This is a genomic window from Mesorhizobium yinganensis, from assembly GCF_040081985.1.
Lineage (GTDB): Bacteria > Pseudomonadota > Alphaproteobacteria > Rhizobiales > Rhizobiaceae > Kumtagia > Kumtagia yinganensis.
Genome location: NZ_JBEBMH010000039.1, coordinates 21,023 through 45,600, shown reverse-complemented (window position 1 = coordinate 45,600; position 24,578 = coordinate 21,023). Strand labels below are relative to the sequence as shown.

Below are 24,578 nucleotides of genomic sequence, written 5' to 3'. Positions count from 1 at the left end.
ACGCTCACACAGGCCCGCACCGCCATCACCGCATGGAAGGAGGACTACAACCACCACAGACCACACTCGGCCCTCGGCAATATGCCGCCAGTCGAGTTCGCAATCAAATCCACGCTGGAAAAACAGGCCGCATGAGGCCTAAATCGAAACCCAGGACTCTCCCTCAAGCCGGAGGAGATTGGGGTCTCACGTCAGACGCCATATCAGGTTTGGAAGCCCGGAACCCCGAACGGAAGAGTAATGGCGTGAATACCTCAACTTCAGGTCACGGGCGAGCGGCCTGCCTGAGAACGGCTGCAGCGCTGGCGTGAGGCTGCGGAAGGGATAACTTGCTCGGCTGGAACGTCTGTAACACCTCTACGTTCAACGCATGTGGCAGGCTGCCGCCAACGGGAGGTTCCTATGATCCGCAATGCGCCAACATCCAAAGGCAAGGAAGCCGCCGCGAGCCTAGAGCAAGCTGCCGCGAGAGATGAGCGGAAAACTGAGGCTGATATGGGCCGCCCGCTCGCTAAAAGTGAAAAGCGGTTTGAAGAGCGCTCGAAAAGCTCCGACGGGAAGAGCGCCGGCGAGAAGCAGCGCTGATGGAAAACCTGGATCAGCCTGAAGACTCCATCAAGGCGAAGATAGCACACGAACTCTATGAGGCCGTGGGCAAGGTCGACCCCCAGTCCGATCTTCTGTTTGTGCTCGGCAGTTATAGGGACACGCTGAATGACGTGGAGACGTTAATGCGCTTGCGGCATTGGAACTCCACCCACGATGTCACTCGTCGTGAAGACTCCCCGCCGAAAGCTCCCCTAATCCCGCGTGGCATCACTTAACGGTGCTTGTTGCGGAAGGCGATGGAACGAGGTTGCCATTCGCTAAGTCGTGAAGGCGCGGCCGACGGACTGGAACAAAGGAGAACTCGATGGCTCAGACAGTTGAAGAGCTTAAGAAGTTGAAAGATGACCTCACCAGGCAGCGGCGAATAGAGGCGTACAATGTCACCAGCGCCACCAATCATGGTCAGATCGAAAGACTTTCCCAAGTGCATGTGGCTATCACTGCGCTGGAAGCAGTGATAGCGGAAGGCAAAGACACGCCAGAGGTAGGCCCCACTTTGATGGTCGTTTGAAGACTGGGCCGGCGCGTGGCAACCGTGCTGATGCCAAGCGCCGACAAGCTGAATAGCGATCAGCTCGGCAGAGCCTTCAGAAAATGAACGCCGCGAACTGCGCTTGTCGAACCTTATTCCTGAGGCTGAAGAAAGGCTGACCGGCCGGAACCATGCGCCGATCGGGACATTGACCAGAGACCTTCTCCCTCGGCAATGGATCGGCATTCATGGAAAAGACAATCACAACAATCACCACGGACAAAGCGCGCCAAGGCCGAACAGGGCTTCAGGTGCTGTTTGTCCTGATCATATCGCTCTTGCTCGCGGGCGTCGTTTGGGGCGGTGTCGCAATTTGGGGCGAGACGATCGACGCGCCGGCAGCCGATGCTCCTGGCGGTTTAACTGCTCCAGCGCAAGGAACTGGCACTTCCGCAAATTGACAGGGCGGTTGACTCCTCCGTTCTCATTTCGTTCACTCCGCCAATGAGCGACGAAGCGATCATCCCGCAAATCTCGGTCGAGTTGACGACCGCGTCTCGTACCAAACATATCGATGAGCATTGGTGGGAACATCCCGGCTGCAAGCGCTGGGGCTGCTTCGGCTATGCCGGCAGACACGGTACCTTTGGGTCTGCGGCGGGCATCGCGGCGACGCTGGCGACACACCTATTCGGGCGAGCCTCCTGCACGATCCTTGAGCGCTTTCAGGATGGTCTCGAAAATGCTGTCGACCTCCTCACCGACGTCCTTCGCAGTGAGACCTTCCTTTTCGGCGGCCACCAGCACTTTATCGGCAAGTTCGCTGGCAAGAACTGAGTCGGCCTTTGCGTCGGCAGGAATGTTTTTCGCTATCCATTTATTCAGGAATTGAAGACCGCGCGCACTCATGGAAGCCTCTTTGCCGAAACCAGACAAGAATAGCGCCGAAGCGGCCGTGGAGGTTCCTGCGACAGTTTCGCCGGCAAAGCTTCGCCTCAAATGGCGCGAGACCTGGCCCGGCGAAGGCTACAACGATTTCAGCGCCTTCGATCGGCGGATGAAAGGCGAAGTCGTCGCGCGCATCTATGAGCTTTAACACTCGCCGATGAAGGGAAAGTGACTCTGGGGACTTACGGCGTTCGGTGCTGGCATTGATCGGCCGATGCCAGCAAGCGGCTACGAAAATTCAGCGCGAGCGGCAGGGCGTCAAGTTGAAACCGCCTGGTTTAAGGCGATTGGCGAAATACCAGACGATGCCCCGGACGGCAGTGTTGGATATTTGTGGCGGCGAGATGTCAGGTGGCCAGGATGATCCCGGAACATCACCGTACCCAACCGCGTTCGATCGAGTATCAATCTGAGCAGATGACCATGCCCAACCTAGACATGTCAAACCTCGCCCTTAGGCAGATGCAGCAGTTTGAAGGGACAGAGCTTGCTACAGCAACTGAGCCACGCGACCCGCAAGAGCCGGAAGCGACGCCCTCCCAAGGGGCACAGATGCAGCAGCAGCCTGGAGTGACGCGCTTGGCCCTCAAGGCCCGCACGCCGTGGCATGCCGACATCGTGAGGGAAGTTGAGCGGAGCCTACGCCTACTCGGGGCTACTGAAGCGGAGATAGCGGCCCTCAACACAACCGACCCGAAGTCGATGCATGACGCGCTCCAGCGTGTTGGAGGCAAATCCGACATTCTTTCGATCATCGGCAGCTAGCGCGACACGCTCCCGGACGATGAGGTGCTGGAGCGGCTTCAGCATTGGAACAGTGCCGAGTTTTTCACTCGTCGCGAGGAGCCGTCGCCGGTCCGTCCGTGACTGCGCCCTCTCGAAAGCTTTTTACCGACGCGTGCCGAAGCTTTTCCTCGCCACGCAGGAACTTAACTCGGGCCACCAATCCCGGTTTTACCCATTCCGCTTTCTCAACAGGCAAACCCTTCGGCGGCTTCGCCCCGGCCTTGGCCTGAACGCGATCCCATAGCCGCTGACGAACGCCAATCGGTAACGTCACAAAGGCGCCGCCGACGTATTTCCCCGCGCTGTCCGTCATCAACGCCATAGCAGGCTTGCCGCGCTCGCGCTGCACGCCGATGATGTTGAAGTCGGCTTCCTCGTAGCTCTTGGCCTTCCGCCAATCCATGGTTCGGCCGCTTTCGTACCGGCTGCCGAGCCGCTTTGAGACCATGCCCTCCAACTTGGCCCGGTCGATCTTGCGGAAGAGTTCTTTCGCGGTCCCCTCCATTTGCTCGCTGAATTGGAACCGGCCGCCCGTATCGCTGTCGCCGATCAAGTCTTCCAAGAGGTGCCGGCGCTCCTCCAGCGTCATGTCGCGGAGGTCGTGGCCGTTGAGGTGGAGAAGATCGAAGGCTACGAAGATAAGCCGGTCGGCGTCTTGCGGATTGTGGAGCGCAGTGCCTGAAAGTCGGTCAGCCCGGTGGCTGGATCGGGCACGATGATTTCGCCGTCGATGATTGCACTGGCGACTGCCAGGCCGTCGGCAGCCTCGACCAGTGGAGCATATTTCGCGGTCCAATCGAATCCGTTGCGCGTGAAGATGCGAGAGCCGCCCGGCCGCTTGATGAGTTGCGAGCGGTAGCCGTCAAATTTCACCTCGTGAGTCCATTCACCGCCCTCGGGCGGAGCCTCGACGAGGGTAGGCAGCATCGGCTCTATGAACGCCAGCCGGTGTCCCCCGGCCACTGAACGCTTACGCACAAGCTGAGTCTAGGCGTGGAGAGCGAGACGGCAACGGGAACGAACAGTGATTCAAATGGTGCGCCGGAACCGGCCGATGTTTTTGCAGTTCATGTCTCACAGGAGGATCACATGAACGACAACAATCGAGAGACTGGGGCGCGAGAGCCCAAGGCGGGAATGAGCCAGCGTCCGGATCAATTCCACAACGGAGACCGTGGCGAGGAGCCAAAGAAGCCATATGGCCTGACAGAGCCGGTCGATGATGTTGACGAAAAGACGCGGCACTCGGACGGTCAGCAGCCGTCCAAGATGCCTACGCCATCGCCGGCAACTGAAAAGGTGTCAGGCGCTGGCCCAGCCATTGCCGAGCACTCGAAGGATGCGAAGGCTCCTAAAGCTGGCCGTCAGCCCGGCGCATACGTGAAGAAGTAGCGCCATGAACGTAGCCAACTTGCAGCTTGAAGGCCTGATTATGGCGGTTGCTGCCGTGAACAATGCGCTGGTCCACAAGGGGCTTCTCACCGTCGATGACATAGACCTCGCCCTGCACAAGGTGGAAGCAGGGCTGACAGGGGAAGAGCGGAACTACGAGGATATGTCGCCCTCAAATCGTGATGCGCTATGCTTTCCTGTCCGGCTCTTGCGAATGGCCAACAATGCTCAGGGCGAGGCTGATATCCCACCCTTCTCCGAACTCGCCCGAATGGTGGGAGCGACGAAGGCGCCCTACAACGACCAGAGGTAGACATGGCAGATGACAAATCGAAGCAGGACAACCGCGACCGATCGCAGGTGGCAGGAGACCAGGAATGGGAGGTTGGCTACGTCGCCAGCAAATTCGGCCTATCTACAGATCAAGTCCGCGAACTCATCGACCGGTTCGGCAATGACAGAGATGTTATTGAGCGCGAGGCCGAAAAGCTGAAAGTTGATAGCAGGCCACAGGCATGACCGTGCGGATGTATGGCTTAACATCATGAACCATCACATAGACGGATCGAACGTTTTAACGGAATTGGACGGCCTTCCCATCCGCTGGACTGATCCCGATTTCGTGACGCACGCGGTCGAGGGAACGCAGGTCCCCGGCGAGGGCATGCTGTTCTGGCTGCGCTGCGGGGGTGGCGAGGCGCCGGTGGAAGAGGCTCAATTCGGCCACTTCGACGTGACCTGTCCACGATGCTCCGAAATCTTAGAACATCATTCGTAGAGCGGCCTCCATGCCGCGCTACTATTTCGATGTTTTTGACGGGGATGGGATCACGCGAGATGAGGTGGGCATCGAGTCCGCCACGCAAGACGCGGCAGCCGACGAGGCTGTCGCGGCCATCCCGGATATCGTCCACGACGAATTGCCAGGCCCGCCTCAACGAAATTTCTGGGTCAAAGTGCGGGACGAAGCAGGAGAATACGTCTTCATCGCCGACTTGAAATTCAAAGCTGACTGGTTGAAGCGGCGCGGTTAGATTCCTGACCTTCAAGTTTTGCGAGTGCTCGCTGCACCGCTTTCAGATCGTCGTTTGTGTCATCTGTGTCGTCGGGAGATTCAGATGCCCGACGGAGGTCCACAACCTGGGATGCGATGCTTTTCAGTTTTTGGATTTTTTCGCTCGATGACAGGCTTTCGTCGTTCTCGATGCCGGATATCATTGTTGAGTAGTATGAAGCCATTCGATCTCCATTGGGAAATGGTCACAGCCGAAGCGGTTTGGCGGAGACTAACCGAGTCCGCCCTCCCCGGTGGGGGGCGGCGGGCCTAACTCTGACACCGTGAGGCCGCCTCGGTCAAAGTGGGAACCTGACACGACGCGTCATGTTCCGCGCACGCACGAAAATATCACAAACAAGAAAGCCCGCCCCCGAAGGGAGACGGGACGGGCTCAACGCTGGATAACCCACACGCCCTCGCAGCGATGATGCGGCAGCGCTGCGATCAGCGTTACGAACATACTCAATGTACGAAAGTTCCGAAGGTCGCGGAAGTAAGCGCTAAAGGCGGCGGACGGCGCTTTCATAAATCCACATAGCTCGCCGACACTCCTCAGAGCTTGAGAATGTATTGCCCGCTTCGGGGCGAGGGCTGATTGGGCGAGGCTTGTTGAGTAGCCCGGCCGGGTTGACCGGGCCGGGCGCAGAAGCGGGCAGGTGGCTCGATTTGGGGCGATGCGGGCGCGGCCAACCCGTTGCAAGGCTCTTGTCATGCCGGGACCCGGGCGTCGGCGCGCAGGGCGAAGCCGCGCAGCATATTGTGGGCCAGCGCGAACCACAGCAGGACCGTCCGGGCCTTGTCCTTGCCACGCACCGTGAGTTGCTGGAGCCCCATAAGCCGGCCCCTGGCATTGATGCATTCGTGCTCGGCGCGACGGCGATAGAGTGCTTGCCCTGATCGCTCGCCATGCGCTGGCGCCAGTCGGCCACGGCGGCGCTGTCGCCGTCTTTCGGTGTGTAGGGATCGCCGCCGTGCTTTGTCTGCCCCGGCGGGCACCACAGCCGCGTGCCCGCCGCATGGACCCAGTCGATGTCGTCGTTCTTGGTGAAGCCGCCGTCGACCAGATAGTCGCAAGGCCAATGGCCGCGCTTGTGCAAGGCTTCGATCGCCGGGCGTGCCAAACCACGATCCGAGCCGCTGCTATCGACATCGACCGCCACGATCACCTGGGTCTTCGGTGTAGCGACGATTTGCATGTTGTAGGCCGGGCGGAAGCCGCCATCGGCCATCTTCATCACCCGCGCCTGCGGATCGCTGGTGGAGGCCCGCGGCTGCTTCTGTCCGGCTACCTCCTTCTTGTTGGTCTTGTGCCTTCGCTCCCGCTCGGCTTCCAGTTCGCGCATGCGCTGCTGGGCCGCCGCGATGCGCGCCTCGCGCTCGCGCGCCGCCCGTTCGGCGGCCGCAAGCCGCCGCCGCTCGCCCGATCCCGGATCGGCCTTCAGTTCGGCGGACAGCCGCACCACCCTGGCCCGTGCCGCCGTCCGCAATTCTTCCAGCCGCTGCCTGCGCCGGAACGAGCCGGCCCCGGCACTGGCACGCACCCGCAAGCCGTCCTGCGCCAGAACCTCCAGCGACACCAGCCCGGCTTCCACCAGCGCCGCCACGCCCGGCGCCAACAGTTCGTCCAGCACCGCATGATGCGCGATCCGAAAGTCCGAGAGGCTGTGGTAATTCATCGAGACCCCGCCACACAGCCAGCGATAGACCAGATGCTCCCGGCACAGAGCATCCAGCCGCCGCGCGCTGCCGACACCATCGATCGTCGCCCACAGCCATAGCGCCATCATCAGTTCAGGCGCCGCCGCCGGATGGCCTGGCTTGCCTTCACGCGCCGCGGTCGCCTCATAAAGCCCCGACAGGTCGAGTCCCGACACGAACGCCCACACCGACCGCACCATGTGGTCGTCCGCGATCAGATCGTCCAACGCCACCCAGTGCAGGTCGATCTGGCCGCGCTCCGGAAGGCGCAGCCGCGGCGCCCCACGCCCCCCAGCCTCCCGCGCCCGCTGCTCCGGCAGGCCACCGAACAGACTTTCCTCGCCCATCGAAATCCCTCCAAAGCACCGCCACGCCCAACTGAATCACACCCCACTGCTCTGGCAAATCCTCAAAACTCAAAAAAGATTCACACCCTCTCAGTGCTGCCGTCCTACTGTCCTCTGTCTCTTTCGCGGATGCCGGGCCGAGTGTTCCCGCGACGCCAATTCGGCAAGCAGCATGCCGACAAGTTACGGCAAGCTATCGGCTCACCCAGACGCTCGCCCTTTCACTCCACGCCCATCACCAGCCCTTCAATATCGTGCTTTTGGGTTACCGGCACCAGTTCGTCAACCACCCGGCACACGAGGTGATCGCGGACTTGCGACGGCAGGGCGTCGTAAAAGTCCTGCGTCACCATTAGATCGTGCAGTGTGTCGTGGCCGGCGCCGGGCGCGTCGACGCCGAGCACCATAACAGGCCTGGCGATCGGCGAGGGATGCGCGGTGCCGCGATGGATGGTGAGCGCCGAGCGGCAGGAAATGTCGCCCATCTTAGGATATTTTTTCACGCCCTTGGCCGCGAACTCCGGCCAGATTTCCTGTGGCGGGAACATCTCATGTTTCCAGCCGCGCCCATCGACATATTGCGTGCCGACGGCAATCTCGAACGGCCCCATGTCCTCGGTCACATCGACGCCGGTGAGGTTGAAGGCCAGCGAGGTTATGCGTTTGTCGCGAAACGTGTCTTCGGGCGACGGAAAATCGCGATGCCAGGGCTGGTACTTCGCGCCTTGGAACGGCGTGTCAAAGCCGATCTCGACGATCTTGTAGTCCGGCCCGAGCGTCGCTTCGCACATGGCGACAACCCAGGGATGGGTCGTCAGTTCGATGAAGCCGGAAAACTCCTGCGGATGAATTTCCACGTACCAGCGGCGCGGCCCGCGCCCCACCGCTCCACCCGGCCTTTGTATCGCCTTCCAGAAAGCGGTCATCATGTCCTCGCGCATCGCTTCCGCGAAGTCGCTTCTGAACGCGCCTTTCTTTCCGACGATGCCGTCCTCCAACAGCGTCGCGATATCGTCCGAGACATTCAGCGCGAGGGAGTGCGTGTGCAACACAATGGTCTCCACTAAATTCGTCATGGTGTTCATAATATGAACAGGAACTCAGCCGTGGATATCGGACGACGAGGTACTGGAACGCCTGCAGGACTGAGACAGTCCGACTTACTCGTCGTTAAGACCCAGCGTCGGAGCTTCCTCAATCTCTTCCTCGCGGCTTGACTCAGCTTTGTGCGTGAGCGTTCAGTGGCCGGGGGACACCGGCAGCCAGTCGCAACGCTGGCCAAGGCGGCCCTTCCGTCGGCGGCCTTCCACTTGGTCAGGCAGCTTACCCGGGAAAGCAGGCGCGGCCTTCTTTCTTGAACGCCTTGCCATTTGGCGGGGCGGTATCACCCAATCAAAAACAGGCACCCAAGCGGCGATCGATCTTGCGACGCCGCGCAACCGTTCCGTCAGATATCCAAGGCGAAATGTTTCTCCCAACGGTCGGCATGCCAGGCTGGGTGGAATGAGTTAGAAGTCAATCTCTCGTGCGCTGAACTCGCCAGTGTGCTCATCCAATGCCGTCAGCCGCATTGGGCGGCCTATGTACCTTTCTGCAGCTACTCTAGGTCGGCGGTTGGGGTCGGCATACCGCTGAACGATCGATTGAAAGGTCCCGCCGATGCCGACATTCTGAAGCAAGTCGCGCCGCTGGTGGTTCTCAGAGCGACCTACCCAGGCAGCTAAATCTGACCGGTTGAAGGTGCTGTACTCGGTCAAATTTTCGTTTTGGAAATGGTCAACCCACAGCGTTACGACTACCTCCCCGTTCGGCGCCCGGTCTGTCCACCACCTGCGCACGTTCTTGCCCGCGCTGTCTACGCCGAAATAGTCGTAGCACGCGGTTAGCGTTTTCCTTCGGTTTTCTTCCGTCAGCTTGACCATGTATCCTCCACAAACTCTCGCGTCGGCATACAGGAAGCGACGGTAGATTGCGACGGCCTCGTCGCTATCAGGCGGCTCGTCGCCTACGACGAAGCGTATCTAGTGCACTGAGCGCGCCTGAAGTCTGTTGGGTCGACAACTAGCCCACCGAATTACAAGTGTCGCATGTATCATTCGCGGCAAGCCGTAGTTTTGTACGCAGCGATCCAAAAAATCCAGAAAACTCAATTAAATCAGTTATATCTGGCGGAGGGAGAGAACCTGAAATCCAACATTCTCTGGGCTCATCCGCGCCCCCGTCTAGTTACATGGTCCTCACACCCGATCGGCGAAATGTGATCAAGACGGTGTCCTGGATTTCGCTTCAACGGCCTGCTAGGTATGGAACGCAAGCTCGAAGCGAGAAGGGCTAGAACCGCTTCGAGAGGCGCAGGAGCCCCCCGTGGCTCGCGTAGTCGTTCCCGAACGAGCCCTCGTACTCGACGCGCGCCTCGACGCCGTGTGCCGGGTTGGCGACGGAGAGGCCGAGGCCGACCTCGCCGATGATGTCGGCGATCGGCAGGCGCGTGGCGAACCGCCCTGCCTCGAGCGGCGCCGCTTCGAGGCGCGCGGACGTGGTCCACTCGTCCTCGGTCGAGAGGCTGAGCCCCACAGTGGCGAAGCCGCCGATCGCCCAACCGTCGGCGGCGGCGAAGCTGGTGCCTACCTCGAGCGAAGGCGTCGCGATCAGCGCTGTCTGGTCGGCGGCGGCGACGTCGAGATTGTAGATCCCGGCCCCGGATTCTGTGTAGCCGCTCGAGTGGGTGTAGACGAGGTCGACGTCGAGCGTCGGCCTGACGTAGCCGAACGCCGCGGCGAACGTGTAGGCGGCGCGCACCCGCCCGCTCAGCGTCGCGACATCGGTGTCGCCCTCCGCAGTACCTGTGAAGCCGGGCAGCACGACGCTGCGGCTGGTGTCGAAGGCACCCCAGCTGCCGGCCACGGCGCCGGTCAGGCTGAACCCGCCGAACTGCCGCCCGACCGCCGCGGCGACGTACCCTGTCGTCCCGTCGGCGCGCGAGAAGCCGTCGTCCGAGTGGTAGTCACTGTTGTCGATGCCGGCCGCGCCGCCGACGATCCAATTTTCGCCGAGCGCGAACTGGCCACCGCCGCCGAGACTCCAGAGCCGGCCATCGTAGCCGCCCGCGCCGATCTGGTCGATGTAGGTGCCGCTGCCGCCCCCCCAGACGCAGCGGTCCACCTCAAGGGTGCCGGCATCGGCGGGGCAGCGCATCGCCCCGTCGAGCCTGCCCCGCGCCAGCGCGGGCTGCGCCGCTGCCATCGCCTGCGACGCGCCGGGCGACAGCGCGGCCAGGGCGCGGGCGTAGGCGACGCCCGTGTCGTCGGCCACGCCGATCTCGTTCAGCGCGGCAAGGAGCCCTGCATATCTCGTCGAGCGGTTGTCGAAGATCGCGTCGAGGTGCTCGCCGAGCCGCTCCTCGTTGCGCGACAGCGAATCGAATGCCGCGGCGAACCGGGAATCGATCGCTGCGACCCGCGCCTCGCCGGCCGCCGTGCGCGCCTCGAAATCGATGGCGCGGGTGTCGACAGCGGTCAGAGCGCCAGTCAGACTCTGGCCAGCCCTCACAATGGCGAGTTCCCGGTCGCGAACTAGCGAGCGGGCGACGACGGCGATCTCACCGTCGAGCGTGGCTGTGCCGTTGACGTCGAGGCGATTCGCGGCGCGGTTGAGCGGGTCGAACAGCACCTCGAGCCGGCCGCTCGCCGACTGGGTGAAGTCGCCGTCGACGCGGGTCACCTGCGTCGCACGGTCGTTGACCCGCCCCAGCGCGACGAGGCCGTGGTTCGCCAGGTCGCCGCCCATAACGGCGCCGGCGGCGAAGACGCCGGTTGCGGCGTTCGCCATCGTGCCGCCGTTCAGCAGCACGGAGCCCATGACATCGCCGGCGTTGTTGACTTTGGTGCTGCCGCCACCCGTCGTCGTCACCGCGTTGCCGCCGCCGGCGGTGTAGACGTTGCCGCCGCTCTCAATGTTGACCTGGTTGTCGCTGCCACTGTCGATCCACACGCCGGCGGAGGAGGAACCGGTGCCGCCCTGCACGTTGCCGGAGACGTTCACGGTAACGGCGCTGGTCTTCGGCCCGGCGGACTGGGCGAAGATGCCGATGCCGTTCTCGCCCGTGGCATAGGCGTTGCCGCCGGACTCCACGGTGACCTCGACGGCGCCGCCGCCGCCCGCATCGCACTTCGAGTCGCACTTGTCGTAGAGCGGCGCGCCGGCATAGAGGCTGACGCCGTTGTTGATCAGTCCTCCGCCGCCGCCGACGCTCTGCGCGAAGATGGCGATCGAAGCGGGGCCGTTCGCGGTGATGGTGCCGGCGGTTTCCACCGTTACCGTGTTGCCAGAGCCCTCCGTCGGGTAGGTCGACGTGGTGTTGCCCGCGCCGACCAGCATGTTCGCGACGTCGGTCGTGTAGCCTGCGACGCGGATCGCCCCGCCGCCGCCGCCGATCGACTGCGCGACGATGCCGAACGCCATGTTGCCGCTGGTTGTGATGTTGCTTTCGCTTCCGAGGTTGACCGTTACGGTGCCGCCGTTGCCGCCGGAGCCGGAATAGGTGCCGCCGAGGTAGGTGCCGGCGTTGTTGCCGTTGCGCGCCGCCAGGATGGTGCCGCCGCCGCCGCCGATACTCTGCGCCAGCACGCCGTAGGCGCCGTAGCCGGTTGTGGTGATGTCGATGAAGCCGCCGTTCGGCGCAAAGGTGACGTCGCCGCCGTTGCCGTTGGCTCCCTGGCCGCCGCCGACCGTGAGGTCAAAGGTGCCGTTCGCCGCGCCCGGCCAGGCGCTGCTGCCGGCGCCTCCGATGCCGCCGCCGCCGCCGATCGACTGGATGACCACGCCGTCGGCCAATGCGCCGCTGGTGACAATCTGGGTGCCGGCGTTGTTCGAGTAGGTCAGCTCGGCGGTGTTGCCGTTGCCGGCGTAGCCGCTGCCACCCTGCTGCGAGAAGCCGAGCGAGATAGTGCCGAGCGCGCGGTCGGACCCGTCGGCGCCGATGCCGCCGCCGCCACCGATATTCTGGACGACCACGCCCGCCGCGCCAAAGCCGGCGCCGGCGCCGCCGGTCGTGATCAGCGTGCTGCCGGACGGCCCCTCGCCCAACTCGACGCTGGTCGACTGGCCGCCGTCGCCGCCGTTGCCGCCGCTGCCGCCGACGGCGATGTTGAGGTTGATGTTGACGTTGCTCGCGCTCGCCGTGCCGGTCGCCGCGGCGGTGCCGCCCTTGCCGCCGCCACCACCGATCGACTGCGCCACCACGCCGTGCGCCCAGTCGCCCAGCGTCGTGACGTCGTTGTTGACCGCGACCGAGACGACGCCGCCGGAGCCGCCGCTGCCGCCGGCGCCGCCGATGGAGAGGTTGAACTGCGGGTTGATGTCGCCGCCGTTCTCCACATACTTGGCGATCGAGGAGCCGGTCTTGCGCGCATTGGTCGCGACGGTGACCGGGTTGTCGGCGGAGGCGTCGGAGCCGGACGAGCCGGCGAGGCCGCCGCCGCCGCCGATCGACTGCGCAAGGATGCCGGTGGCGTCGCCGCCTTGGGTCGAGATCGCGCCGTCGCTGGTGACGGCGACCGTTCCGCCGGTGCCGCCGCCGCCGCCCTGTGTGCCGAGCTTGATGTCGATCCCGGAGCCTTGGGAGAGCGCCAGCGAGCCGCCCTGTGAGGAGCCGCCGCCGCCGGCGATCGACTGCGCGACGACGCCGATCGCGCCCGAGCCGTAGGTGGTGATCGAGCTGCTCTCGTAGAGATTGACGATGACAGTCTCGCCGTTGCCGGCGCCTCCGCCCTGCGAGCCCAGGACCATTTTGAGATTGTTCGAGGTGCCGGTGCCGAACTGCTGGGTGTTGCTGCTGCCGGTGCCGGCATCGCCGCCGCCGCCGCCGATGGACTGCGCCTTGATGCCGTCGGCGAAGTCGCCGTAGGTGGTGACGGTGCTCGTCAGGCTTGAGTTGTCCGGATTGAACGCGCTGTCCACCACCGACCCGCCGAGCGCGACGTTTACGGCGCCGCCGTCGCCGCCGGTGCCACCCTTGCCGCCGTGCGAGACGGAGATCGTGGTGCCGACGGCCGAGGTGCCGCTGTCCGGGATCAGCTTGTTGTAACCGAGTGCCACCGAGAGGGCACTGGAATCGCCACCGGCGCCGCCGCCGCCGCCGATGCTCTGGACCAGCACGGCCGTGGAGCCCTGGCCTAGGGTCTGAACCGTGCCACCGTCCGACAGCGAGAATTCCGCGAGACTGCCGTTGCCACCCGCGCCACCGTTGCCGCCGAGCGCCATGCTCGCGGCGACCGCCGCCGAGTTCCCCTCGTCGCCCGTGGGCACCGAAACGGCGAGCGCCTTGGCCGTCGCCGAGCCGCCCAGGCCGCCGCCGCCGCCGATGCTCTGGACGACGACGCCGTAATTGTCGATCGGCAGGATGTTGCACGGCAGGGTCTGAGGGCACGTGGTGGCCTGCCCGTCGGGCGCGAACGTGCCGTTGATCAGGAGGGCGTTTTGGCCGGTGAGGATCGAGGCGCCGGATACGGTCGCGGCCGCCCAGTCACCGTCGCCGCCCGACCCGCCGCTGCCGCCGAGCGCGAAGCTGCCCGCGAACCCCGCACCCACTGTATAGCCGAGCGCGCCGCCGCCTGTCCCGCCGCCGCCGCCGATCGACTGCACCACCATGCCCGGCGATTTGGTGCCGCTGGTGACGATCGAGGTGCCGTAATTGTAGATTGTCGCGGTACCGCCGTCGCTGCCGCTGCCGGCGGTGCCGCCGAGGCTGACGGTCAGCTCTACGCCGGTGCCCGTGGAGTTGCCGCCGTTGCCGCCACCGCCACCGATCGACTGCATCACGACGCCGGCGGACTGGTCGCCCGTCGTCGTCACCGATCCGCCGGTGAGATTGGCGACCACTTCACCGCCGAGGCCGCCGTTGCCGCCACCGCCGCCGACCGCGACGCTGATCCCAGAGGCGCTGCCACCGTCGCCGCCGCCGCCGCCGATCGACTGACCGAGAATGCCGAACGCGAGCTGACCGGAGGTGCTGATGGCGCCGGCGGACTGGTTGACGGTGACGCTGTCGCCCGTCGTCGTGAACGGGTCGGTCCCGCCGGTGCCGCCCACCACGTAGAAGACGCCGCTCGACGAACCGCCGGCGCCGCCCGTTCCGCCGATCGACTGCGCCAGGATCGCTTGCGCGCCCTCGCCGCTGGTCGAGATCGTGCCGGTGTTCGTCACCGTGACGTCGCCCGGGCTGCCGGCGCCGCCGCCGGTCCCGCCACTTGAGCTGAAGAGGGCGTTGGCGCCGCCGCCGGCGCCGCCGTTGCCCGCCATCGCCTGCGCGAAGATGCCGCGCGCCTCCTCGTCCGCGGTGGTGATGCCGCCCGCATTCTGCACCGTCACGCCCGCGCCGCCGCCACCGGTGCCGCCGCCGCCGCCGGCGCTGCCGAGCCCGCTCGATCCGTTGGCGTTGCCACCGGCGCCGCTCATGCTCTGGGCGAGGATGCCCATCGACTGCGTGCCCTGGGTCGCGACCCTCGAGTTGCTGTCCAGCGTCACCAGCACCGGTCCGGCTGCGCCGCCGTTGCCGCCGACACCGCCGTGCGCCGAGCCGCCGATCGCGAGCGCGCCCACGCCGCCATCGCCGCCGCGCGACTGCGCGACGATGGCCGACGAGGTGTCGCCCTCGGTCGCGACGGTTGTGGAGATGAGGGCCACCGTCACCGCGCTGCCGGCGCCACCGGTCCCACCCGGGCCGGCGAAAGACCTCGCACTCGTCGTCTTCGCGACGCCGCCGTCGCCACCATCGCCGCCGGTGCTGGCCGCGAAGATCGCGGGCGAATCGGCGCCAGTCGTCTGCACGGTGATCGGGGTCTGGGTGGTGCCGGCGAGCTCGACCGTCAGGCCGGAGCCCGTGACCGTTCCACCGTTGCCGCCGCTGCCGGCGTCGGCCTCGCCGAAATAGATCATGCCGCCGCCGTCGCCGCCGTCGCCGCCGGTGAGAGAAGCGACGATGGCGGGCGCGTTGTCGCCGTCCGTCGTGATCTGCACCGCCTCGTTCTGTGCCTGGATGACGATGCCGCTCTCGCCGATCGAGCCGCCGACGCCGCCGTTCTGGTGCCGCCCCTCGTCGCGGCTATTGACGGTGTTGCAGTCCTGGCCGTCGACCGGCCCCTGGGCGCAGCCGCCGCCGCCGCCCGTGCCGCCCTGCGCCACAGCGAGGAGGGCCGGCAGTCCGTCGCCGCTGGTCGTGACGCTGGCGTCCGTGATCTTGATGCCGACGCCGGCGATGCTCCCTCCGGGCGTGCCGGACACCGCGCTGCTCGAGGTCTCGGCCGAGTTGCCGCCGAGCCCGCCGGAGGCGAAGGCGCCGACGCCGGCGCCTAGGAAGTCGTCCTGGGCCGTCGGGGGCGTGCCGCTCTGGACGACGGAGACGTCGCCGCCTTGGGTTAGCGTGATGCTCGCGCCGCCCGCGTTGCCCGCGACGCCGACGGAGCCGGTGTCGGAGCCGTGCTGGTTGTTGCCGGCGTCGCCGGCAGCCGACTGGGCGTAGATGCCGAAGAGCGTGGCCTCGCTCGGCGAAGCCGCGTTCGACCACGTGAAGCCCACGTCGACGGCCGCCGAGCTCGTCACCGTCACGAGGCCGGCGTCCCCGCCGCTGGCCGAGTTGCTCTGGCTCTGGGATGCCGACGGCGCATTCCCGCCCAGCGACTGCGCGTAGAGGCCGGTGAAGCCGGCGGACCCAATCGCCGTCGCGCTGATCGAGCCGGAATTGTCGATCGTAACGGCGCCGCCGGCGCCCGCGTCGTTGGTGCTGCCGTCGCCCCCCACGGACTGGGCGGTGATGCCGGCGAAGCCGGCATAGCTGCTCACATTAACAGTGATTTGGCCACTGTTCGTGATCGACACGCCCGCGGACGAACCGCCTGAGCCTCCCGACACGCCGTTCCCGCCGGAATCGAACCCCGAGATGGCGGCACCGCCACCGACCTGGATGCCAGACAGCTCAAGGTCGATTGTCCCGGAGTTGTTAATGGTTATGCCCGCAGGGACGCCGCTTCCGCTCAGGCTGCCGCTCGAACCGCCATTGTCGCCCGAGCCGGCGATCTGCGTCGCCTGTATGCCGTAGGTGTTGTTACCCCACGATGCCCCGGCGGTGAGGGTGAGCGATCCGGAGTTGGTGAACTGAAGGCCTTGGGTGTTGCCGCCGCTCTTGTTGGTTTGGCTGAATCCGAAGGCGCCGAAATTCAGCGTGTCACCCTGGCCCGGTTGCACCGCCATCGTAATGTCGCCGGTCGATGTCACCGTCATCGGCACGGCATCGGGGGCATCGGCATTCGCGTAAAAGAAGTTGTAGGCGTACGTGTTGCCGGAATAGGTGCAGGTATAGACGCTGCCTTGCATGCCGCAGCTTTGGGCCGCGGCCGTGTCCGGCATGGCGAGCCAGGCCGTGGTGCCGAGCAATCCCGCGATCAGGCCGGCTCGGGTCGGCCCGATCGGCATGGCCATCCTGGCCGTGCCCCCCCGCCATATCCGGCGGGCGGTCCCATCCTGGACACCGGGCATCGCGCCTCCATCGGCCGAGGCCCGGTCGCCGGTCCTAGAGCGGCCGTCCGAATTCAGTCTCTTTGTCATCGCTGTCCCCCAACCCGATCACTCAAACGGCATGCACGCCCATCCGGCACGCATCTTTGTCGAGGCGCAGACGATCAATATTCATGGAAACCGAATCTGTTGCCGTTGGGTAAGATACCTTTCTGATTGGGTAGTTGATGTCAAGCAACAGCGTCGTCTAATTTCCTATGAAGCCGTTGGATGCGACTGGCCGGCATGACCGATCTCGCTTCTGAGGTGATCGGCGAGTCGCCCGCCATCCGCGAGGTGCGCGAGACGATCGCCAAGGTGGCGCCGCTTCCGACCTCGGTCCTGCTGACCGGTCGATCGGGAACCGGCAAGGAGGTCGCGGCCGCGCTCGCTGCACTCGCTGTCGACCGGGCGGACAAGCCTTTCGTGCCGGTGATCCTCCCGGCCATCAAAGCGAGGCGGGTATATGATGAGGGCTGGCGCGGCCCGGCGAAAGCGAGGTCAGGCAGGGTAGGCCGGCTTCGTCACCGGATGAGCAACGTATCTTTTGGCAGCACGGATCGCCGCGGCGCCAAGAAGCCCAGTGATCACGCTTGCCCGGTGGGAGCCGCTCTCGCACGCGGACCTCTCGACCGTCCTGCGCGGGAGACGCCACATCTCCGGTGGCAGCGGCCCTCACGCCGGTCATCGAGCTCGTGTCGGATATCGGTCTAGGTTCCCATCGCGATCCCCCCACTTATCGCATGCCCACGCGCCAAGCCCCATTCAAGGCGCCGGCCATCCAAGTGCAAGTGTAGGATTACATTACCCTACGCAAAAAATTGAACGGAAGGGATTGGGAATTCCGTGTTGCCTTGAAGATGGCTTCATCGCCGTTGTGGTAAACGAAATCGAACCAGGTGTTGGCTTTGTCGGATTCGAATCGGGTTCACTTGGCGCCGGAAGCTAACCTGAAATTGATTTGTCGTGTCAGCCATCACCAGTGCGAAGCTCACCTCACGGATTTTATTGGCGCTTACAACCGGCCAAGCCTTTGGCAACCGAACAGGCACGTTGCGGGCTTCGTCCGCAACGTTGAGCACGCTCTCGGCTCGATGCCCCGCCACCGGACGATGGCACGCTATCGCCGACGCCATCTACAGGGAGATATTGCCTCACTGGCTCGGCGAGTCACCCAGGTTGCGCCGCGGCTTCCATTGCCATGGCCGACGCAGTTGCGGCGGCTGCGCCGGAAGAATGGGAATCTGGTCCGCCTCGAACCACTACCGCGTTGGAGGAGAGCACGATGCCCGCCTCCTTGAAGGCTATCAGCAGGCGTTTCATGGCCTGTCGTTGGATGAGACTGGGATTGCCTGGCTTGGCTGTGAACTTGAACCGGATGACGATCGAATTTTCCGTTACGTCCTGAATACCTTGCATCTTGAGCGGAACAAGGAATTGTGGACCCATATCGGGATCCTCGAGCATTTCGAGCCCTACGCGTTTCACAGTCTTGCGGATGCGCTCGGGGTCTGCGTCTCGATCGAAGCGCATCTCGAATTTGATCGTGCTCCAATCGCGGCTGTAGTTGGTAATCGACTGAATCTGGCCGAAGGGAATGGTGTTAAGCGGACCGTTCTGGTGCCGCAACTGCAGCGAACGCAGCGTAATGCGCTCGACGGTGCCCTTCAGTCTTCCGCTATCGACATATTCTCCAACGCGAAACGCATCGTCCGCGATGAAGAAGATGCCAGACACAATGTCCTTCACCAGCGTCTGGGAACCGAAGGAGATCGCGAGGCCGAGAATCCCAAAACCCGCGATAAGAGGGCCGATATCAACGCCGATGGAGGATAGTACCACGAGTCCTAGTATCGCGAGAATCGCGCCGAACGCGATGTTACGGATAATGGGCATGACGGTCGAGAGGCGGCCGGCACTCGCAACCGGACCCCCGTCGTCGGTGGTGCCTGGTATCAGGGGCCGTTTGGATGGCGCCAAGCGCTCGAAGAAGGTGCGCAGGAAACTCCAGAATGCGAAAGCGAGCACGACAGCCAGTATCACGCGTTCAATCTGGATGAGGAAATGCAGCGCCGGTGCGTCAGCCGTATCCGTAAGGATCGGCCGCCAAAGTCTGAAGATCAGATAGATGCCCGTGAGCCATATTGCTCCGGTCAACAATACCTGCAGACCCTGAAGCATCGCCATCTCGAAATGTGTGCGCTCACCTGAGGCAATAACACGGCGGATCACCGCTGCCGCAAGTGCATGGGTACCAAGCGCGAGGACGGGCAGAAAAAGAAGGACTATCTGTGTCGAGCCGGTGGCGGAGATCCAGCTTGGGCTTTGCGGCGTGCCGGCGGCCAGCCCACTAGCCAACCAGATGAGCAAGGCCGTTAGCACGTAGAACGCGGGCAGGCAGTAGGCAGCGACGCAGCGAAGGCGACCTGGCTCCCTGCCGGCAAATGCGCGCCGCATGTCGCGCGCGCCGCCGATGAACCACAAAAGTTTCACGACGGTCAGAATCGTTGTTCCCATGAAGAACCAGCCCTCAAGCGCCAAAGGATCGGCGCCTTTGGCGTAACCCAAACGCACTGTCTGAGCGAAAAACGCGCCGATGGCGCCGTAGATGACGAGCATGGTCCAATGCCAGCGCGGCCTTGCGATTTCGACGAGACGGACGCGCGCTTCATTGGGCGAAAACAGCAACCGACCGAGGATCGCCCAGCAAAGGGCGACGATTACGGCCATGACGATGGCTCGGACTAGGCTTTGCGTGTAACTGCCATTGCTCGTGATAAGCGCCTCGAGGAGGCGTGCTACGCCGACAAATACGGCCAACGCGATGAGATCGACGACCAGTTGCCGCAGCGCGCGATTCAAGTGACCGATTGTGTCGTTTCCAGCCAGTTGCTGATGTAGGAACGAACGGAAAAGGTAAAACACCGCAAGGCTCGAGGCGGCTGCGCTTAAGAGGACAACCAGCGCGATTCCATGCGCCAATGCCCAAGACGAACCCTCTGCCAAAAGCCCGTCATCGGATGCTGATAGCAAGCCCCTCACTTCGCCGATACCGCGCAATCCAAGCATCAATCCGTGGAATAGCTGCTGAACTACCTGTTCAACCGCTGCCACAGGATCGCCTTGACTGGACACATCAACCGCCGGTGTTGCTTTGCTCAACTCGACCACCTCTGCCGTCGCAAGGTCGTTAACAGACCACCGTTAGCGTGATCCTATTAAGAATCGCGAAATAGGGGTCGGAGCAACAACTGTTCCCGCAGACAGGCATTTGATGCCTATGCCGTCCTCCACTTCGGCAGCCGTGAGATGCCGTGGCGCTCAAAGACAGCGATGAAGTGACGAACGGGTCAGATGCGGGATCGTGGCCTATATTGGCGACGGTCTTGGGACTAAACCCGTAGAGCTTTGAGCCCCAGGCTCTCTTGAATATTTTGTATTACTCGACGGATCGCCTCTGTCGTTGTGGCGCGGCCGTGAAGAACCTGTCCTATAGCACATCCTTCCATTGCCTGGAAAACCAGGCACCATCAAACTCAGGGGTCAAACATCTAGTGGGGGGCGTCGAAGCGATCTTGAAGTGTGATGGCGATTAACTCTCCGGCAACGGCAGCTGATACGCGATGACGAGTTCGTCACCGAGGCTGCGGTCGAAGCCAAGAATGCTGGAGGCGTAGATGTCGTATTGAGGGCACCGCACAAAGCCGGCGCGCTCATACATGCCGCATGCCCGTTCCATGAAGGCGGCGGAATGGATGCCGACCGCCTTGGCGCCGTCGCGGCGGGCGTTGTCGATGCAGCGGTCGACAAGGCGGCGGCCGAAGCCGTGACTGCGCGCCTGTGGATGCACGGCCAGCGTGCGGAACCCGGCGAACCCGTGCGGCCAGCCAAGACCTTCCAGCGTCGCATCGGCATAATAGGTGACGGTGGCGACGATGCGGCCATTGTGGTCAAGCACCAGCACTTGGCCCTTGTCCCAGCGTTCGTCGATGTTGCACGAATTCTCGATATAGAGTCTGAGCGCTTCGGTCGGCGCATTGCCACGAAAGGGCTCGAAGGCGGCTGCGATCAGGGAGGAGATTTCGGTCGTCTCCGACCGATCCGCGGGTCTTATGTCCCCGGCATGGTATTTTTCCATGGATAGCATCGTTTGATTCCGTAGAAGATTGAGGTTTTCGCCGGTCGGCTCCTTCGGTGACCGGCCGGCGCGGAAGTGGAGCCACTGGCCCACAGCGTGGCCGCAGCAGTTCGAACAGCCGATAGGTGTTGATCGGCAGCAGGGTCAATTCCATGAGAATCAACGGGTAACTGCCTATCATCGCTGCATAGGCGATGAAGAAGACGCAGCTCAGAATGGCGACGATCCGCAGCGCGAGCATGTCGCGCATCCAGTAGGTGAGGATGGCGAAGCCGCTGCCGACGAATCCAATTATCTCAATCCAGATCATGACGATCCTCCCGCATGTGAGGCCGCATGGTCGCTTCCTCTTCGGTAAGAAGGACGACACTTTCCTGCTCCTTCGGATCGGTCCTGGCGATCAGGGCTTTCGCCACCTGCCCGGTTGGATTGCGAGGCTGGTGCGGAACGCCGGCCGGGATGTAGACAAAGTCGCCGGCCTGGCCGCGATCGACACGCTCCAGGTTCGGACCGTGAGCTACCTCGATCACGCCTTCCAGCATGTAGATCGCGGTCTCGTGGGCTTGGTGGTAATGCGCTTTCGCAGTTGCCCCCGGCGGCATCGTCAGAAGGTGCATGCAGATGCCCTCCGAGCCCACGGTCTCGGCCGAGATGCCGGCGAAGTAGTCAAGGCCCTGCCTGCCGCGAAACTGCTTGCCGCCGCGGATGAACTTACAGGATTTCATTGGATTGTTCTCCATTGCGCGCCACCGCCAAGAGTTTGCGCATTTTTTTGGCTGAAGCGGCCCACCAGCAGCCGCCCACCCACTGAAGGGGGCGGCGCCAGGTGAAGTGTTTGTGAGAGCCTACGCCACCGAGAAGTCGGCGTTGGTGAGCGCCAGGCCGCCTGTGAGCGTGGCGAAGTGGATGCCGGCCGAACCGCCGACGCCATCGGCGTCGTAGAACAGTTTTCCGCTATCCCGCTCGTAGATGATGTGGTCGGAAGCATCCTGCGCCAGACCGGTGTTGTTGGCGCGGAACGCCGCCGCCGACAGCGTGCCGGTGTCGAGCGCGGTGAAGATCGCGTCGGACAACAGCGTGCGGTCGGCCGGCACGCTGAAGTCGAGGATCTTGTCGACATTGGCGGCGCCCAGCGTCGAGGCGAAGACGAAGGTGTCGGCGCCGCTGCCACCGCGCAGCGTGTCGATGCCGCCCTTGCCCTCCAGCCGGTTGGCGCCGGCGTTGCCGATAATCTGCTGGCCAAACTCGTTGCCGGTCAGATCGATCGCCGAGGTGCCGGTCGAGCCGTTGGTCTGCATGATCTCGATATCGACGCCGCCGCCGAGCTTGTAGTCGACAGCCGCGACCACCTTGTCGGCGTTGCCCTGCGAGGTGCTTTCGACGATGACGTCGCCGGAGTTGAACACCCGGTAGGTGTCGTTGCCGCCGAAGCCCCGCATCAGGTCGAATTCGCCCGCCCCGCCGTCATGAAGAATGTTCGCACCGGCATTGCCGGCGATTTCCTGCTGGAATGCATTGCCGGTCAGGTCGATCGCTGACGTTCCGGAAGAGCCGTTGGTGAAGAGCTGCTCGATCTCGGCACCGGCCCCCAGCTTGTAGTCCACCGCCGCGAGCACCAGGTCGAAGCCGTTGCCGGCGGTTTCGACGACGACGTCGCCCGAGTTGAACACCCGGTAGATGTCATTGCCACCGAGACCCTTCATCACATCGGCAACGCCGCCACCCGTGTGGAGGACGTTAGCGCCTGCGTTGCCAAGGATTTCCTGCTTCAGCGTGTTGCCGGTCAGGGAGATGGAGGATGTGCCCTTTGTATCCGTCGTCGACAGGATCTCGATATTGTCGCCGCCGCCGAGGGTGAAGTCTTCAAACGCCGCCACACGGTCGGCCGTGCCTTCGCCTACCCCCTCGATGATGCTGTCGGTAGCGGTCACGATATAGAGATCGTTGCCTTCGCCGCCGCTCAACGTATCTTTACCGGCTCCACCGTCGAGAGTATCCCCCCCGCCACCACCGACAATGACGTCGCTGCCGGCGTTGCCGAACAGCTTGTTAGCCTTGTCATCACCTTCGAGGTCGTCGTCGAAAGCGCCGCCGGCAACCTGCTCGATGTTGGCGAGACTGTCACCCTGCGCGTCACTGCCAGCAGCGGTGTTGAGGCGGAGCGAAATCTGCACATTCGCCGACGATGCAGAATAGTCGGCGATATCGATGCCGTCACCGCCGTCCAAATCGTCCGCGCCAGCTCCGCCGATCAGGATGTCGTTGTCGTCGTCACCGAAGAGATCGTCGCCATCCGCGCCGCCGACCAGGGTGTCGTCGCCGTCGCCCCCGGAAAGCCGATCGATGCCAGCACCGCCCTCGACCACATCCCTGCCGGTGAAGCCGCTGAGTTCGTCGGAGCCGCTCAGGCCGAGGAGGCGGTTGTCGGCGCCGTTGCCGCTAATGACGTCGCCGAGACCCGAACCGATCACATTCTCGATGTTGATCAGCGTGTCGCCCTGCGCATCACCACCTTCGCCGGTGCCAAGCAGCAGGGAGATAGTAATGCCGGCGTCGGACGAGTCATACGCCGCCGCGTCGATGCCATCGCCGCCGTCGATCGTATCTGCCCCCACCTGGCCGGCGAGGATGTCGTTGCCGGACAGGCCGCGCAAGGTGTCGTCGCCAGAAAGACCATTCATGGCGTTGCCAAAGCCGTCTCCTTCGAGCGTGTCGCTGTGGACTGATCCCTGGATATTCTCGATGCCAACCAGAAAGTCTCCTTCGGCATCGCCATGCGTGCCGATGCCGGCGTCGCCGAGGCCACCTGTAAGCTTGACTGTGACGCCGGCGCTCGAAGTCGAGTAGTCGGCCGCGTCGATGCCGGCGCCACCATCCAGGAAGTCGCCGCCGGACCCCCCGATAAGAAAATCATTCTGCTCACCGCCCGACAGCGTGTCGAAGCCATTTGCACCAAACAACCGGTCATTTCCGCCGAGGCCGGAGATGACGTCATCGCCGTTGCCTCCCTCGATGCGGTTGTCGAAATTGTCGCCGGTGAATGTGTCCGCAAACACCGAACCAACGAGATTCTCTATGCCTCCGACAATGTCACCGGCAGCATGTCCGCCGCTTGCGGTTCCGTTCAGCAGATCGATGATAACGCCGGCATCGGAGTCTTTATAATTGGCGAGGTCGATGCCGTCCCCGCCGCCAATGATGTCACCGCCGAATCCTCCGACGAGCACGTCGTTGCCGCCATTCCCGAAGATGGTGTCATCGCCGGACCCTCCATTGATGAGGTTGGCGCCGTTGTCACCGAGCAAGCCGTCGCCAAAGGCGGAGCCGATGAAATTCTCAACCGACGTATAACCGTCGCTTTGAGCATCGCCGCCCTCGGCCGTGCCAAAGACCCGGTCGATGAAGACAGCCGCGCCGGATTTGCTATAGTCCGCGGTGTCAATTCCCTCGCCTCCGTCAAGCGCATCAGCGCCCCCGAGGCCGCGCAGCGTGTCATCGCCGCCCAAACCGTTCAGTGTGTCGGCATCGCCGCCACCGGTTAAAAGGTCGTTACCCTCGTCGCCATTGAAAATAGCCATGATG

At 63.7% G+C, this 24,578-nt stretch carries 22 protein-coding genes and 4 pseudogenes; 13 read left to right on the top strand and 13 right to left on the bottom strand.

Annotation, left to right across the window (positions count from 1 at the left end; translation table 11 throughout):
• From ABMA59_RS37425 to ABMA59_RS33475, 5 genes are all read left to right on the top strand, one after another.
• The coding region (locus ABMA59_RS37425) for an integrase core domain-containing protein (protein WP_425475858.1) at positions 1 to 135 on the top strand (135 nt) is incomplete at its 5' end.
• Between the two features lie 267 nt (positions 136 to 402).
• Complete coding sequence (locus ABMA59_RS33490; RefSeq protein WP_349009698.1) at positions 403 to 585, top strand: hypothetical protein; 183 nt, start codon at positions 403 to 405, stop codon at positions 583 to 585.
• Entirely contained in the window at positions 585 to 824 is a 240-nt protein-coding gene (locus ABMA59_RS33485; RefSeq protein ID WP_349009697.1) for a hypothetical protein, read from the top strand. Before ABMA59_RS33490 ends, ABMA59_RS33485 begins: the two co-directional genes overlap by 1 nt.
• Before the next feature lie 89 nt (positions 825 to 913).
• Positions 914 to 1,120, top strand: a complete 207-nt coding sequence (locus ABMA59_RS33480; protein WP_349009696.1) for a hypothetical protein — start codon at positions 914 to 916, stop codon at positions 1,118 to 1,120.
• A 209-nt stretch (positions 1,121 to 1,329) separates the two neighbouring features.
• Positions 1,330 to 1,542 (top strand): hypothetical protein, encoded by a 213-nt coding sequence (locus ABMA59_RS33475; RefSeq protein WP_349009695.1) that lies wholly within the window; start codon positions 1,330 to 1,332, stop codon positions 1,540 to 1,542.
• 226 nt (positions 1,543 to 1,768) lie between these two features.
• On the opposite strand, the gene ABMA59_RS33470 is transcribed toward ABMA59_RS33475, so the two are convergent.
• On the bottom strand, positions 1,769 to 1,990 hold the full coding sequence (locus tag ABMA59_RS33470) for a DUF768 domain-containing protein (protein ID WP_349009694.1): 222 nt from the start codon (positions 1,988 to 1,990) through the stop codon (positions 1,769 to 1,771).
• A gap of 10 nt (positions 1,991 to 2,000) precedes the next feature.
• On the opposite strand from ABMA59_RS33470, the gene ABMA59_RS33465 reads away from it, so the two are divergent.
• Positions 2,001 to 2,177, top strand: coding sequence for a hypothetical protein (locus ABMA59_RS33465; protein WP_349009693.1), 177 nt, complete (start codon positions 2,001 to 2,003; stop codon positions 2,175 to 2,177).
• Between the two features lie 203 nt (positions 2,178 to 2,380).
• Complete coding sequence (locus ABMA59_RS33460) at positions 2,381 to 2,794, top strand: hypothetical protein (protein ID WP_349009692.1); 414 nt, start codon at positions 2,381 to 2,383, stop codon at positions 2,792 to 2,794.
• A 64-nt stretch (positions 2,795 to 2,858) separates the two neighbouring features.
• Here the strand turns inward: ABMA59_RS33460 and ABMA59_RS33455 are convergent.
• Positions 2,859 to 3,742: pseudogene (locus ABMA59_RS33455) on the bottom strand (ATP-dependent DNA ligase).
• 162 nt (positions 3,743 to 3,904) lie between these two features.
• Here ABMA59_RS33455 and ABMA59_RS33450 point away from each other — a divergent pair.
• The 5 genes from ABMA59_RS33450 to ABMA59_RS33430 are packed head-to-tail and all read left to right on the top strand — an operon-like array spanning position 3,905 to position 5,241.
• Positions 3,905 to 4,207 (top strand): hypothetical protein, encoded by a 303-nt coding sequence (locus ABMA59_RS33450; protein ID WP_349009691.1) that lies wholly within the window; start codon positions 3,905 to 3,907, stop codon positions 4,205 to 4,207.
• 4 nt (positions 4,208 to 4,211) lie between these two features.
• Positions 4,212 to 4,520 carry a hypothetical protein gene (locus ABMA59_RS33445; protein WP_349009690.1) on the top strand — a complete coding sequence of 103 codons (309 nt, stop codon included), beginning with the start codon at positions 4,212 to 4,214 and terminating at the stop codon, positions 4,518 to 4,520.
• A 2-nt stretch (positions 4,521 to 4,522) separates the two neighbouring features.
• A complete protein-coding gene (locus ABMA59_RS33440) occupies positions 4,523 to 4,726 on the top strand; it encodes a DUF3606 domain-containing protein (protein WP_349009689.1) in 204 nt (67 codons plus the stop codon).
• 25 nt (positions 4,727 to 4,751) lie between these two features.
• Complete coding sequence (locus tag ABMA59_RS33435) at positions 4,752 to 4,985, top strand: hypothetical protein (protein WP_349009688.1); 234 nt, start codon at positions 4,752 to 4,754, stop codon at positions 4,983 to 4,985.
• 10 nt (positions 4,986 to 4,995) lie between these two features.
• Complete coding sequence (locus tag ABMA59_RS33430) at positions 4,996 to 5,241, top strand: DUF6894 family protein (protein WP_349009687.1); 246 nt, start codon at positions 4,996 to 4,998, stop codon at positions 5,239 to 5,241.
• Here the strand turns inward: ABMA59_RS33430 and ABMA59_RS33425 are convergent.
• From ABMA59_RS33425 to ABMA59_RS33405, 5 genes and pseudogenes are all read right to left on the bottom strand, one after another.
• Positions 5,210 to 5,446 carry a hypothetical protein gene (locus ABMA59_RS33425; RefSeq protein ID WP_349009686.1) on the bottom strand — a complete coding sequence of 79 codons (237 nt, stop codon included), beginning with the start codon at positions 5,444 to 5,446 and terminating at the stop codon, positions 5,210 to 5,212. The two genes, ABMA59_RS33430 and ABMA59_RS33425, sit on opposite strands and share 32 nt — an antisense overlap.
• Before the next feature lie 526 nt (positions 5,447 to 5,972).
• Positions 5,973 to 7,309, bottom strand: a pseudogene (locus ABMA59_RS33420) (IS1182 family transposase).
• 221 nt (positions 7,310 to 7,530) lie between these two features.
• Positions 7,531 to 8,358 carry a phytanoyl-CoA dioxygenase family protein gene (locus ABMA59_RS33415; protein WP_349009685.1) on the bottom strand — a complete coding sequence of 276 codons (828 nt, stop codon included), beginning with the start codon at positions 8,356 to 8,358 and terminating at the stop codon, positions 7,531 to 7,533.
• 459 nt (positions 8,359 to 8,817) lie between these two features.
• Positions 8,818 to 9,231: a hypothetical protein gene (locus ABMA59_RS33410; protein ID WP_349009684.1), complete on the bottom strand. Its 414-nt coding sequence runs from the start codon at positions 9,229 to 9,231 to the stop codon at positions 8,818 to 8,820.
• 409 nt (positions 9,232 to 9,640) lie between these two features.
• Complete coding sequence (locus tag ABMA59_RS33405) at positions 9,641 to 16,909, bottom strand: hypothetical protein (RefSeq protein WP_349009683.1); 7,269 nt, start codon at positions 16,907 to 16,909, stop codon at positions 9,641 to 9,643.
• 180 nt (positions 16,910 to 17,089) lie between these two features.
• On the opposite strand from ABMA59_RS33405, the gene ABMA59_RS33400 reads away from it, so the two are divergent.
• On the top strand, positions 17,090 to 17,572 hold the full coding sequence (locus ABMA59_RS33400; protein WP_349009682.1) for a sigma 54-interacting transcriptional regulator: 483 nt from the start codon (positions 17,090 to 17,092) through the stop codon (positions 17,570 to 17,572).
• 456 nt (positions 17,573 to 18,028) lie between these two features.
• Here the strand turns inward: ABMA59_RS33400 and ABMA59_RS33395 are convergent, their stop codons facing one another.
• The 6 genes and pseudogenes from ABMA59_RS33395 to ABMA59_RS33370 form a co-directional block, all read right to left on the bottom strand.
• Complete coding sequence (locus tag ABMA59_RS33395) at positions 18,029 to 20,020, bottom strand: mechanosensitive ion channel family protein (RefSeq protein ID WP_349009681.1); 1,992 nt, start codon at positions 20,018 to 20,020, stop codon at positions 18,029 to 18,031.
• Positions 20,021 to 20,151: 131 nt separating this feature from the next.
• Positions 20,152 to 20,352 (bottom strand): annotated as a pseudogene (locus ABMA59_RS37420) (IS481 family transposase); the annotation flags it as partial.
• A gap of 98 nt (positions 20,353 to 20,450) precedes the next feature.
• Positions 20,451 to 20,996 (bottom strand): GNAT family N-acetyltransferase, encoded by a 546-nt coding sequence (locus ABMA59_RS33385; RefSeq protein ID WP_349009680.1) that lies wholly within the window; start codon positions 20,994 to 20,996, stop codon positions 20,451 to 20,453.
• Positions 20,997 to 21,162: 166 nt separating this feature from the next.
• Positions 21,163 to 21,246 (bottom strand): annotated as a pseudogene (locus tag ABMA59_RS33380) (hypothetical protein); the annotation flags it as partial.
• A 46-nt stretch (positions 21,247 to 21,292) separates the two neighbouring features.
• Positions 21,293 to 21,736 carry a cupin domain-containing protein gene (locus ABMA59_RS33375; protein WP_396651574.1) on the bottom strand — a complete coding sequence of 148 codons (444 nt, stop codon included), beginning with the start codon at positions 21,734 to 21,736 and terminating at the stop codon, positions 21,293 to 21,295.
• Positions 21,737 to 21,841: 105 nt separating this feature from the next.
• Positions 21,842 to 24,574 (bottom strand): beta strand repeat-containing protein, encoded by a 2,733-nt coding sequence (locus tag ABMA59_RS33370; protein WP_349009678.1) that lies wholly within the window; start codon positions 24,572 to 24,574, stop codon positions 21,842 to 21,844.
• Between the last annotated feature and the right edge of the window lie 4 nt (positions 24,575 to 24,578).

What these genes read in the sequence shown, in the direction of transcription:
- ABMA59_RS33385 (WP_349009680.1), bottom strand. Translation starts at nt 20,996, where the DNA reads ATGGAAAAATACCATGCCGGGGACATAAGACCCGCGGATCGGTCGGAG.
- ABMA59_RS33430 (WP_349009687.1), top strand. Translation starts at nt 4,996, where the DNA reads ATGCCGCGCTACTATTTCGATGTTTTTGACGGGGATGGGATCACGCGA.
- ABMA59_RS33470 (WP_349009694.1), bottom strand. Translation starts at nt 1,990, where the DNA reads ATGAGTGCGCGCGGTCTTCAATTCCTGAATAAATGGATAGCGAAAAAC.
- ABMA59_RS33425 (WP_349009686.1), bottom strand. Translation starts at nt 5,446, where the DNA reads ATGGCTTCATACTACTCAACAATGATATCCGGCATCGAGAACGACGAA.
- ABMA59_RS33450 (WP_349009691.1), top strand. Translation starts at nt 3,905, where the DNA reads ATGAACGACAACAATCGAGAGACTGGGGCGCGAGAGCCCAAGGCGGGA.
- ABMA59_RS33400 (WP_349009682.1), top strand. Translation starts at nt 17,090, where the DNA reads ATGCGACTGGCCGGCATGACCGATCTCGCTTCTGAGGTGATCGGCGAG.
- ABMA59_RS33405 (WP_349009683.1), bottom strand. Translation starts at nt 16,909, where the DNA reads ATGACAAAGAGACTGAATTCGGACGGCCGCTCTAGGACCGGCGACCGG.
- ABMA59_RS33440 (WP_349009689.1), top strand. Translation starts at nt 4,523, where the DNA reads ATGGCAGATGACAAATCGAAGCAGGACAACCGCGACCGATCGCAGGTG.
- ABMA59_RS33480 (WP_349009696.1), top strand. Translation starts at nt 914, where the DNA reads ATGGCTCAGACAGTTGAAGAGCTTAAGAAGTTGAAAGATGACCTCACC.
- ABMA59_RS33445 (WP_349009690.1), top strand. Translation starts at nt 4,212, where the DNA reads ATGAACGTAGCCAACTTGCAGCTTGAAGGCCTGATTATGGCGGTTGCT.
- ABMA59_RS33475 (WP_349009695.1), top strand. Translation starts at nt 1,330, where the DNA reads ATGGAAAAGACAATCACAACAATCACCACGGACAAAGCGCGCCAAGGC.
- ABMA59_RS33370 (WP_349009678.1), bottom strand. Translation starts at nt 24,574, where the DNA reads ATGGCTATTTTCAATGGCGACGAGGGTAACGACCTTTTAACCGGTGGC.
- ABMA59_RS33410 (WP_349009684.1), bottom strand. Translation starts at nt 9,231, where the DNA reads ATGGTCAAGCTGACGGAAGAAAACCGAAGGAAAACGCTAACCGCGTGC.
- ABMA59_RS33490 (WP_349009698.1), top strand. Translation starts at nt 403, where the DNA reads ATGATCCGCAATGCGCCAACATCCAAAGGCAAGGAAGCCGCCGCGAGC.
- ABMA59_RS33485 (WP_349009697.1), top strand. Translation starts at nt 585, where the DNA reads ATGGAAAACCTGGATCAGCCTGAAGACTCCATCAAGGCGAAGATAGCA.
- ABMA59_RS33375 (WP_396651574.1), bottom strand. Translation starts at nt 21,736, where the DNA reads ATGGAGAACAATCCAATGAAATCCTGTAAGTTCATCCGCGGCGGCAAG.
- ABMA59_RS33435 (WP_349009688.1), top strand. Translation starts at nt 4,752, where the DNA reads ATGAACCATCACATAGACGGATCGAACGTTTTAACGGAATTGGACGGC.